The following is a 10,406-nucleotide window of genomic DNA, read 5'->3' as shown; positions in this document are numbered from 1 at the left end:
GGTCAGGGCAGGGTCCACCGCTGGTTCGCCGCGCCGGTGCAGGTCCAGAGGTGTACGGGGGTTCCGTCGGCGGAGTTGTTGCCGGAGACGTCGAGGCACTTGCCGGACTGCGGATTGCGCAGCGTGCCGTCGGCCTGCGCCGACCAGTTCTGCGCCCCGGTGCCGTTGCACGTCCAGAGCTGGATCTTGGTGCCGTCGGCCGACCCGCCGCCGGACACGTCGAGGCACTTGCCCAGCGCCTTGACCGTCGAGTTCGGGGTCACCGTCCAGGTCTGCGCGGCGCTGCCGTTGCAGGTGTAGAGCTGGACCTGGGTGCCGTCCGCGGTGGCGCCGCCCCGCACGTCGAGGCACTTGCCGGCCAGGCCCCGGACCGGGCCGGTCCCGCCGCCGCCCCCGCCGCCCCGGACCAGGGTGAAGTCGTCCACGTCGAACAGCCCGGAGCCGGTGCCGGTGAAGGTCAGCCAGACGGTTTGGCTGCCGCTCGGCACGGCGGTCAGCGCGGTGCTGACGTCGGCGAAGGTGGTCCAGCTGCCGGTGTTCGGCACCGCCACCTGACCGAGCAGGGTGCCGGTCGGGGAGCCGGTGCGGAGCTGGAGGGTGCCGCCCGGGCCGCCGGAGACCACCCGGGCCCGCAGCGCGGTCACCCCGGTCAGGTCGAGCCCCTGGTACGCGGCCCAGTCGCCCGGGTCGACGTACCCGAGGGTCTGCCCGCCGTTGGCGCCGGCCTTGGTGAACGGGGTGACCCCGCTGGCCGAGCTGAACGCCTCGGCCTGCACGGTGGTGTTCCCGGTCGGCGGCGTGGTGCCCAGTTCCTTGATCCGGATGTTGCGGAACGAGACGTCGTCGCCGGTGCCGTGGTTCTGGATGCCGACGTGGCCGGCGAGCGACCGGGCCGGGTCCGTGTTGGTGAAGTCGTTGATCTTCACGCCGTTCAGGAAGACCTGGAGCCGCTCCCCCTCGACAAGCAGTTCGTAGGTGTTCCACTCTCCCGCCGGGTTGAGCGCCGCGTCCCGGGCCGGGAGGTCGGCGGACTTGAACGTGTAGACCGCGCCGGTGGTCCGGTCGGGGCTGTCGGTCGGGTCGATCTGGATCTCGTAGCCGTTGTTCACCGCCGACCAGGGGTCGCTCGACGGCGGAAAGCCGATGAAGACGCCGGAGTTGTCGTCGCCGGCCAGCCGCCAGTCCAGCTTCAGCGAGTAGCTGGTGAACTGCTTGGCGCTGTACCAGTACAGGCCCATCCCGCCGACCGAGGTGAGGGTGGCGTCGGCGTTGGCGAAGCTGCCCGGCCCGGCCTGGGACCAGCCGGTGGTGGCGCCGTTGTAGAGCGCCGTGTAGCCGGTCTCCGGGCGGCAGTCGGCCTTGGCGCGGCCGGCCGCGTACCGGATGCCGCCGAGCAGGTGGGCGCGGAACGCGGGCTCGGCGTAGGACGCCTGGGTGTGGCCGCCGCCGGTGTAGAAGGACCGCCCGCCCGCGTACGCCTTGCACCAGGCGTGCGGGTGGTCGCCGCCCATCGCGCCGCCGGAGTACGACGACTCGTCGAGGGTGGCCAGCACGTGCGCCGTGGACCGGGCGTTGGTGCGGTAGTTGTACCACTCGTCGGTGCGGTTCCAGGTCTGCGGCAGGTGGGCGGTGGCGGCGTGCGCCCGGTCCTCCACCTTCACGTTTGCCGGCTGGATCGCCGGGTGGGAGGCGAACCAGGCGCCGACCAGGTTGCCGTAGAACGGCCAGTCGTACTCGGTGTCGGCGGCGGCGTGCACGCCCACGTAGCCGCCGCCCGCGCCGACGTACGCCTCGAAGGCGGCCTGCTGGGTGGGGTCGAGCACGTCGCCGGTGGTGTTGAGGAAGACCACGGCCTCGTACCGGGCGAGGTTCGCGGTGGTGAACTGGGCGGCGTCCTCGGTGGCGGTGACGGTGAAGTTGTTCGCCGCCCCGAGGTCGCGGATGGCCTGGATCCCGGCGGGGATGGCGTCGTGCCGGAAGCCGGCGGTCTTGGAGAAGACCAGCACGTCGTAGGGGGCGTCGGCGGCGGCCGCCGGGGTGGCCGGTGTGGTGCAGGCGAGGGTGGCGAGGACGGCGGTGGCCGCGCCGAGGGCGGTGCGGAGGAGTCTCATGTCGCTCTCCAGTGCCGGACGGGGTGCGGGGCCGGCCACCCGGCCCCGCACCGTCGGATCAGGGCAGGGTCCACTTCTGGTTCGCGGCGCCGGTGCAGGTCCAGAGGTGTACGGGGGTGCTGTCGGCGGAGTTGTTGCCGGAGACGTCGAGGCACTTGCCGGACTGCGGGTTGCGCAGCGTGCCGTCGGCCTGGGCGGACCAGTTCTGCGCGCCGGTGCCGTTGCACGTCCAGAGCTGGATCTTGGTGCCGTCGGCGGTCGCGCCGCCGGAGACGTCCAGGCACTTGCCGAGCGCCTTGACCGTCGAGTTCGGGGTCACCGTCCAGCTTTGCGCCCCGGTGCCGTTGCAGGTGTAGAGCTGGATCTGAGTGCCGTCGGCGGTCGCGGCGTTGCGGACGTCGAGGCACTTGCCGGCCAGCCCCCGGATCGGCCCGGTGCGTACGCCGGAGGTGGTGAAGGTGAAGGAGTCCACGTCGTAGAGCGCGCCGGCGCCGCCCGCGAACGTGAGGTAGAGGGTGGTGGTCCCGGCGGGCGGGTTGGCGATCGCGCCGGTCACCGTGGTGAACGTGTCCCACGCCCCGGTCACCGGCACGGTGGCCGAGCCGAGGACGGTGCCGGTCGCCGAGCCGGCCCGGACCTGGAGGGTGCCGCCGACCCCGGCCGAGGAGACCCGGACGCTGAACCCCGTGACGTTGCCGAGCTGGTAGGGCTCGAACGCGATCCAGTCCCCGTTGTGGATGTCGCCGACGGTCCGGCCACCCTCGGCGGCCGCCTTGTCGAAGGTGTTGATTCCGGCGGAGGTCTTGAAGTGCTCGGCCTGCCGGTGCCGGGGCTGGAGGGTGTGCTGGGTGTGCGTGGTGAGGCCGCCGGAGTCGGTGTACTCGGCGTCGAAGACCGCGAAGATGTTCGCCGCGTCGTCGTGCTCGCCGTCGACCGGGATGCTGATCGACCCGGTGCAGCCGGTCGCCGAGGTGATCTGGTGGCCGTGCTGGTCGTGGCCGAGCACGTAGGTCATCTTGACCCGGGCGCAGTCGACGGTGCCGTCCTCCGGGTCGGTGACGGTGATCCGGAACGGCACGGTGTCGCCGAAGGAGAAGAGCTGCCCGTTGCCCGGGCTGTTCACGGTGACCGTCGGCGCGGTGTTGCCGACCGTGATGATCACGCTGGCGGTGCCGGTGGCGCCCTGCGGGTCCCGGACGGTCAGCGTGGCGGTGTACCGGCCGTTGGCCGTGTAGGTGTGCGACGGGTTCGCCGCCGTCGAGGTGCCGCCGTCGCCGAACGCCCAGGCGTACGTGAGCGCCCCGCCCTCCGGGTCGGACGAGCCGGCCGAGGAGAAGGCGACGGCCAGCGGGGCCGTGCCGGAGGTCCGGTCGGCGGCGGCCCGGGCCACCGGCGCACGGTTGCCGCCGCCGAGGTAGTCGAAGCGGTACAGCGCCGAGTTGGCGTCGCCGTTGAAGTAGCCGGTGCCGTAGTCGAGCACGTAGTAGGCGCCGTCCGGCCCGAACGCGGAGTCCATCACCTGCTTGCCGGTCCACGGGAAGGCGTCGATGGTGCCGGGCGTGCCGTCGGCGTTGAGGTGGATCGGCTTGATCCAGCCCCGGCCGAACTCGGTGGCGAAGAACTGCCCGTCGAAGGACTGCGGGAACTTCGTGGTGGACGGGTTGGCGGCGTCGTACCGGTAGACCGGGCCGGCCATCGGCGACTCGGAGCCGCCGCCGAACTCGGGCGGGCTGCCGGCGTCGCCCGCGTACCGGATCCAGGCCGGCTTCGCGGCCGGCAGGGTGCTCTGGCCGGTGTTGCGGAACGAGTTGTTCGTGGGGCCGCCCGCGCAGTTGTACTTCGCGCCCGCCGTGCCGGAGGCGAAGTCCCACTCGGCGTACGTCTCGGCCGCCGTGTTGGTGCCGGTGCAGTACGGCCAGCCGTAGTTGCCCGGCGCGGTGACCCGGTCGAACTCGACCTGTCCGGACGGGCCGCGGGTCGAGCTGGTGCCGGCGTCCGGGCCGTAGTCGCCGACGTAGACGGCGCCGGTGGCCTTGTCGACGCTCATCCGGAACGGGTTGCGGAAGCCCATGGCGTAGATCTCGGGCCGGGTCTTCGCGGTGCCGACCGGGAAGAGGTTGCCGGAGGGGATCGCGTACGACCCGTCGGCGTTCACCTTGATCCGCAGGATCTTGCCCCGCAGGTCGTTGGTGTTGCCGGCGCTGCGCTGCGCGTCGTACGCGGGGTTGCGGTCGGTCCGCTCGTCGATCGGGGCGTAGCCGCCGGAGTCGAACGGGTTGGTGTCGTCGCCGGTGGAGAGGTAGAGGTTGCCGGCGGCGTCGAAGTCGATGTCGCCGCCGACGTGGCAGCACATGCCCCGGTCGGCGGGCACGTCGAGCACGTCGACCTTGCTGGCCTGGTTGAGCGTGAAGTCGGCGTTGAGGGTGAACCGGGAGAGCCGGTTGACGCCCCGCCAGGCGGAGAAGTCGGTGCCGGTGGCGGGGGCGTCGCCGGCCGGGGTGGACAGCGGGGGCGCGTAGTAGAGGAAGATCTGGCGGTTGCTCGCGAAGCCGGGGTCGACGCCGACGCCCTGGAGCCCCTCCTCGTCGTGGGTGTAGACGGGCAGGGTGCCGATCACGGTGGTGACGCCGACGGCGTCGGTGCGCCGCAGCGTGCCGTTGCGGGCGGTGTGCAGGACCGAACGGTCGGGCAGCACCGCGAGGGACATCGGTTCGCCGGTCTCGGCGACGCCGCGGGCGAGTTCCACCTGCTGGAAGTCGGCCGCCGTGATGGGGTGCGCGGACGCCGGGACGGGGGTCGCGGCCAGGCCGACCGCGCCGGCGGCCGCCGCGAGCAGCAGCGCCGATCCGGCGGGGAGCCATCGTGGGGTGGGGGTGTGGTGGGGGCTGGACATGCCTCTGCTGTCCCTTCCTGACGCGCGCAGCCAGGATCGGGCGCGCGTCGCGCCGGATGCCGTGCGGGGATGCTGCGCCGGGCCCGCCGGATGAGGCTCGGCGGGCCGTGGCCACCGGTGGTTGCGGCCGGCCGGAGGTCACCTCGACGAGGGTGCCGGTTGCGGGCGGTTCACCTCGACGAAACAGCTCTGTGCTTGCGCACGACATTAAGACCTTTCGATCCGACTGTCCATAGCTTCCGACGGTTCCGGGACTACTTTCGTCGACTGTCGACAAAAGTTGGTGTCAGCGGCGCCGGTCCACGGCCCGGGCCGCCAGGTCGGCGAGCGCCGCCCGGGCCGGCTCGGCCAGCGGCAGCCGGTCCAGGGCGGCCAGCGCGGCATCGGCCCGCGACCGGATCATCCGCTCCACCGCCGCCCGGGCCCCGGACGCCTCGACGATGCCGCGCACCTCGGCGGCGCCCGCCGGGTCCAGCGCCGGGTCGCCGACCAGTGCCCGCAGCCGCGCCAGCCCGGCCGGCCCGGCGTGCGCCCGGGCCAGCGCCAGCAGCACGGTCGGCTTCCCCTCCCGCAGGTCGTCCAGGTTGGACTTGCCGGTCACCGCCGGGTCGCCGAAGACGCCGAGCAGGTCGTCGCGGAGCTGGAAGGCGTCCCCCAGCGGGTCGCCGAACCCGGCCAGCGCCGCCACCACCTCCGGGTCCGCCCCGGCCAGGGCGGCGCCCACCTGCACCGGGCGGGTCACCGTGTAACGGGCCGTCTTCAGCCGGACCACCGCGAGGGCGCTCTCCACCGAACCGTCGCCGGCCGCCGCCACCACGTCGAGGTACTCCCCCGCGATCACCTCGGCCCGCATCCGGGCGAGCAGGGCGTGGCCCCGGCGCAGCCGCTCGGTGTCCAGCCCGCAGCCGTGGAACATCTGCCCGGACCAGGCGGCGCAGAGGTCACCGCAGAGCAGGGCCGCCTGCCGGCCGTACGCCTCCGGGTCGCCGCGCCAGCCGGCCCGGGTGTGCCGGTCGGCGAAGACCCGGTGCACGGTGGGCCGGCCGCGCCGGCGGTCGCTGCGGTCAATGATGTCGTCGTGGATGAGCGCGAAGGCGTGGAACAGCTCCAGCGCCGCCGCGGCCACCACGATCGGGGTCCCGTCGGGGCCGCCGAAGCCCCGCCAGCCCCAGTAGCAGAACAGGGGCCGCAGCCGTTTGCCGCCGGCCAGGACGAACCGGCGGAGCACGGCGTGCACGGCTTCCGTGCCGTCGTCCGGCCGACCCGGCCTGCGTTCGCGGAGGAACGCGGCGAGCGCCGCGTCGAAGCGGTCCCGCAGCAGGGCCGGGTCGGTCGGTGCGACGGTCACGGTCACGGGGCCTCCCGGGCCAGTCCGGCGAGGTGGAGCAGCAACGCCTTGACGTCGGTCGCGGCGACCCGGTCCCGGGCCGCGGCCGGGTCGGAGCAGAGCAGCACCGGCCCGTCGGCCGGGTCGGCGGGGAGCCGGCCGTGGGAGCCGCGGACCGCGCGGGCGCCGGCGTCCAGCCCCACCACGCTCATCAGGTAGCGCATCCCGAGCTTCTTGCGGGCCAGCGCGACGGCGGCCCGCCGCTTCGCCGCGTTCGGTGCGGCGGGGTCGAAGAAGAGCTCGGCCGGGTCGTAGCCGGGCTTGCGGTGGATCTCGACGAGCCGCGCGAAGTCGGGCGCCCGGGCGTCGTCCAGCCAGTAGTAGTAGGTGAACCAGGCGTCCGGCTCGGCCACGAGCACCAGCTCGCCGGAGCGCGCATGGTCCAGCCCGTACCCGGCCTGGCCGGCGCGGTCGAGCACCTCGGCCACCCCGGGCAGCGCCGCGCAGAGCTTCGCCACCGCGGGCACGTCGGCGGGGTCCTTCACGTAGACGTGCGCCACCTGGTGGTCGGCGACCGCGAAGGCCCGCGACGTCCACGGGTCCAGGTACTCCATGCCGCCCTGGGTGTAGACCCGCAGCAGGCCCTCGGCGCGCAGCATCCGGTTGACGTCCACCGGCCGGGAGACGTCGGTGATGCCGTACTCGGACAGCGCCACCACCGTGGCGTCCCGTTCCCCGGCGGCGTCGAGCAGCGGGGCGAGCACCGCGTCCAGCTCGGCCGCCGCGGCGGCCGCCTGGGGCGAGGACGGGCCGAAGCGTTGCAGGTCGTAGTCGAGGTGCGGGACGTAGACCAGGGTCAGGTCGGGCGCGTGGTCGGCCAGGATCTTCTCCGCAGCGCGGCAGATCCAGGCCGACGAGGGCAGCCCGGCGCCCGGCCCCCAGTAGGTGAACAGGGGGAACGTGCCGAGCGCGTCGGTCAGCTCGTCGTGCAGCTCCGGCGGGTCGGTCCAGCAGTCCGGCTCCTTGCGCCCGTCGGCGTGGTAGATCGGGCGCGGGGTGACCGTCCAGTCCACGTCGGCGCCCATGGCGTACCACCAGCAGACGTTGGCGACCCGGTAGCCGGGCTCGACCCGGCGCGCCGCCTGCCACAGCTTCTCCCCGCCCACCAGGGCGTTGTGCTGCCGCCAGAGCAGCACCTCGCCGAGGTCGCGGAAGTACCAGCCGTTGCCGACGATCCCGTGCCCCGCCGGCGGCTCGCCGGTGAGGAACGTGGACTGCACCGAGCAGGTCACCGCCGGCAGCACGGTGCCCAGCTCGGCGGCGAACCCGGCCTCGGCGACCGCGCGCAGCCGGGGCATGTGCGCCAGCAGCCGCGGGGTCAGCCCCACCACGTCGAGCACCACCAGCCGCCGACTCACGAGCGCACCCCCGCCGTCGCGGCCAGGCCGAGGCCGACCAGCTCGTCGCGGGCGAAGGCCAGCTCGGCGGCGATGCCGGTGGCCAGCTCCGCGTCGGTGCGCGGCCGCCGCGCCGCCGGCAGCACCCCCCAGGTGTACGTCTCGACGTCGAGGTGGTCGCAGCCGGCGACCGGGCCGGCGTAGAGCGCGGCGAGGGCGGCCCTCAGCACCGGCACGGTGGAGCGCAGCGGCGGTTCGGGCGGGGCGTGCAGCGGCACGTGGTAGTGCACCCGCCACGCCCCGGGCAGCTGCGCGGCGAGGGCGGCGTCCAGGTCGTCGGCCGCGTACGCCGGGTCCGCCGGGTCGGCGGCGCCGGCGCAGCCCGCGGCCCGGGTCTGGTGCAGGAAGCGCGGTTCGACCCAGCGGCGCAGCGCACCGGCCGAGCCGGCCGGGTCGGGCGCCTCGACGGCGGCGGAGACCTGCACCTTGACCACCGGCAGCCCGGCGTCGCGCAGCCGCGCGAGAGCCTCGACCGGCTCCTCCCAGGCGCAGGCGAGGTGCGCCAGGTCCAAGCAGATCCCGAGCCGGTCGGTATCCATGGCTGACAATACCTCGCGTGCTTGTCCCGTGGACTCCACCAGACAGCCCGGTTCCGGTTCGAAGCCCACCCGGACACCGCGGCCGGTCTCCCGCTCCACCGCGGCCAGTCCGGCGGCGAGGGCGTCGAGGCGGCGGCGGGCGGCCTCGGCCCGGCCGGTGTCCCACGGCGTGCGCCAGGCCAGCGGCAGGGTGGAGATCGAGCCGCGGGCCGCGTCGTCGGGGAGCAGGTCGGCCAGTACCCGGGCCAGGTCCAGGGTGTACGCCAGCCGGTCCGGGGTGGTCCAGTCCGGGTGGTAGACGGCGCCCTTGACCACCGGCGCCTGGAACGCCGCGTACGGGAAGCCGTTGAGGGTGACCACCTCCAGCCCGCGTACGGTCAGCTCGTGGCGGAGCCGGCGGCGGGCCGCCGGGTCGGCGGCGAGCGCGGCGGCCACCGGGGCGGCCAGCCAGAGCCCCAGCCCCAGCCGGTCGGTGTCGAGCGCCCGGCGTACGGGGACGGCGTACGTGTCGAGTTGGGCGAGGATTCCGGGCAGGTCCTCGGCGGGGTGGACGTTGGTGCAGTAGCCGAGGTGGACGGTCGTCCCGTCGGTGTGCCGCAGCCGCATCACTCGCCTCCGCGCAGGATCGAGTTGCCGGCGAAGGTGACGGCGGAGTCCTCCAGGTCGGTGAGGTCCAGCCGGCCGGACTGGCCGTAGAACTCCACCGGGTTGCGCCACAGCACGCGGTCCACGTCGTCGTCGGTGAACCCGGCGAGCAGCATGGCCTCCCCGGTGGCCCGGGTGAGCAGCGGGTCGGAGCGCCCCCAGTCGGCGGCGGAGTTGACCAGCATCCGCTCGGTCCCGTACGTCCGCAGCAGCTCGACCATCCGCGGCGGCGACATCTTCGTCTCCGGGTAGATCGAGAAGCCGAGCCAGCAGCCGGTGTCCCGGACCAGCTTCACGGTGATCTCGTTGAGGTGGTCGACCAGCACCCGCCCGGGGTCGATGCCGGACTCGGCGACCACGGCGAGGGTGCGCTCGACGCCGTGCGCCTTGTCCCGGTGCGGGGTGTGCACGAGGGCGGGCAGGTCGTGCGCCACGGCCAGGGCGAGCTGGCCGGCGAAGGCGGCGTCCTCGGCCGGGGTCATCGAGTCGTAGCCGATCTCGCCGACCGCCACCACGCCGTCCTTGTCGAGGTAGCGCGGGAGCAGGTCGAGCACCGGGCGGCAGCGCGGGTCGTTGGCCTCCTTCGGGTTGAGCGCCACGGTGGCGTGGTGCCGGACGCCGAACTGGCCGGCCCGGAACGGCTCCCAGCCGATCAGCGAGTCGAAGTAGTCGACGAACGTGTCCACGCTGGTACGCGGCTGGCCCAGCCAGAACGCCGGCTCCACCACGGCGCGTACCCCGGCGGCGGCCATCCGTTCGTAGTCGTCGGTGGTCCGGGACGTCATGTGGATGTGCGGGTCGAAGATGCGCATCACGCCTCCCTGGCGGTGGTCGGGTGCGAGCCGGCGCCGAGCCGGTCGAGCAGCTCGGTGGCGTCGGCGGGCATGGCGCGGCCGGCGGCGGTCCGCTCCGCGGCGAGCGCGGCCAGCATCGCGGCCAGTTCGCCGTCCGCCCGCCCGTCGAGGTCGTCGACGACGGCCAGCGGCACGCCGGTGAAGACGCACTTGAGGACCGCCTGGCGCCAGGCCGGCTGCTCCAGGTGCCGGGCGTACGGGCCGAGCGCGGCGGCCACCAGGCGGGTGTCGTTGGTGCGGATCGCGTCGTGCAGCAGCGGCACGCACTCCGCCCCGATCGGCAGCAGCGGCAGGGCGCGCAGCACGGCCCGTTTCTCGGCGGCGTCGCCGTGCCGGTAGAGCGCCTCGGCCGCCGTGGCGTGGCCGGTGGGGAGCGCGGTGAGCAGCAGCGCCCGGACGGCCTCGTCGACGGTCCAGCCGGGCGGGTCGGGCAGCGGCCCCCGGCCGCACCGCCGGGCCGCGATGGCGAACAGCCGCGGGATCGCCGCGGGATCGGCCGCGACGCGGCGCAGGGCCGCGTCCAGCCACTGCGGATCGGGTACGCCCCGCAGCGCGGCGCGCAGTCGGTCGGGTGTCATGC

At 74.2% G+C, this 10,406-nt stretch carries 7 protein-coding genes; all 7 read right to left on the bottom strand.

The window, feature by feature from the left end:
- Nucleotides 1-2: 2 nt before the first annotated feature.
- Nucleotides 3-2,111 carry a lectin gene (locus tag IEY96_RS11555; RefSeq protein ID WP_189194828.1) on the bottom strand — a complete coding sequence of 703 codons (2,109 nt, stop codon included), beginning with the start codon at nucleotides 2,109-2,111 and terminating at the stop codon, nucleotides 3-5.
- Between the two features lie 58 nt (nucleotides 2,112-2,169).
- The gene (locus IEY96_RS11550; protein ID WP_189194827.1) at nucleotides 2,170-5,004 is read right to left on the bottom strand and encodes a ricin-type beta-trefoil lectin domain protein; all 2,835 of its coding nucleotides are present in this window, start codon (nucleotides 5,002-5,004) and stop codon (nucleotides 2,170-2,172) included.
- A 286-nt stretch (nucleotides 5,005-5,290) separates the two neighbouring features.
- A complete protein-coding gene (locus tag IEY96_RS11545) occupies nucleotides 5,291-6,358 on the bottom strand; it encodes a polyprenyl synthetase family protein (protein WP_189194826.1) in 1,068 nt (355 codons plus the stop codon).
- Nucleotides 6,355-7,749 (bottom strand): alkaline phosphatase family protein, encoded by a 1,395-nt coding sequence (locus tag IEY96_RS11540; protein ID WP_189194825.1) that lies wholly within the window; start codon nucleotides 7,747-7,749, stop codon nucleotides 6,355-6,357. The genes IEY96_RS11545 and IEY96_RS11540 overlap by 4 nt, the downstream gene beginning before the upstream one ends.
- Entirely contained in the window at nucleotides 7,746-8,933 is a 1,188-nt protein-coding gene (eboE, locus tag IEY96_RS11535) for a metabolite traffic protein EboE (protein WP_189194824.1), read from the bottom strand. The genes IEY96_RS11540 and eboE overlap by 4 nt, the downstream gene beginning before the upstream one ends.
- Nucleotides 8,933-9,784: a TatD family hydrolase gene (locus IEY96_RS11530; RefSeq protein ID WP_189194823.1), complete on the bottom strand. Its 852-nt coding sequence runs from the start codon at nucleotides 9,782-9,784 to the stop codon at nucleotides 8,933-8,935. Before IEY96_RS11530 ends, eboE begins: the two co-directional genes overlap by 1 nt.
- Nucleotides 9,784-10,404, bottom strand: a complete 621-nt coding sequence (locus IEY96_RS11525; protein ID WP_189194822.1) for an EboA domain-containing protein — start codon at nucleotides 10,402-10,404, stop codon at nucleotides 9,784-9,786. Before IEY96_RS11525 ends, IEY96_RS11530 begins: the two co-directional genes overlap by 1 nt.
- Nucleotides 10,405-10,406: the final 2 nt, after the last annotated feature.

It is taken from the genome of Micromonospora fulviviridis, from assembly GCF_014648395.1.
In the GTDB taxonomy this organism is placed as follows: domain Bacteria; phylum Actinomycetota; class Actinomycetes; order Mycobacteriales; family Micromonosporaceae; genus Micromonospora; species Micromonospora fulviviridis.
Note: the sequence above shows the minus strand (reverse complement) of the source record. Positions and strands in the feature narration are given on the sequence as shown.

Coding starts and splice junctions, on each gene's coding strand:
- IEY96_RS11555 (WP_189194828.1), bottom strand. CDS start 2,111: ATGAGACTCCTCCGCACCGCCCTCGGCGCGGCCACCGCCGTCCTCGCC.
- IEY96_RS11550 (WP_189194827.1), bottom strand. CDS start 5,004: ATGTCCAGCCCCCACCACACCCCCACCCCACGATGGCTCCCCGCCGGA.
- eboE (WP_189194824.1), bottom strand. CDS start 8,933: ATGCGGCTGCGGCACACCGACGGGACGACCGTCCACCTCGGCTACTGC.
- IEY96_RS11530 (WP_189194823.1), bottom strand. CDS start 9,784: ATGCGCATCTTCGACCCGCACATCCACATGACGTCCCGGACCACCGAC.
- IEY96_RS11525 (WP_189194822.1), bottom strand. CDS start 10,404: ATGACACCCGACCGACTGCGCGCCGCGCTGCGGGGCGTACCCGATCCG.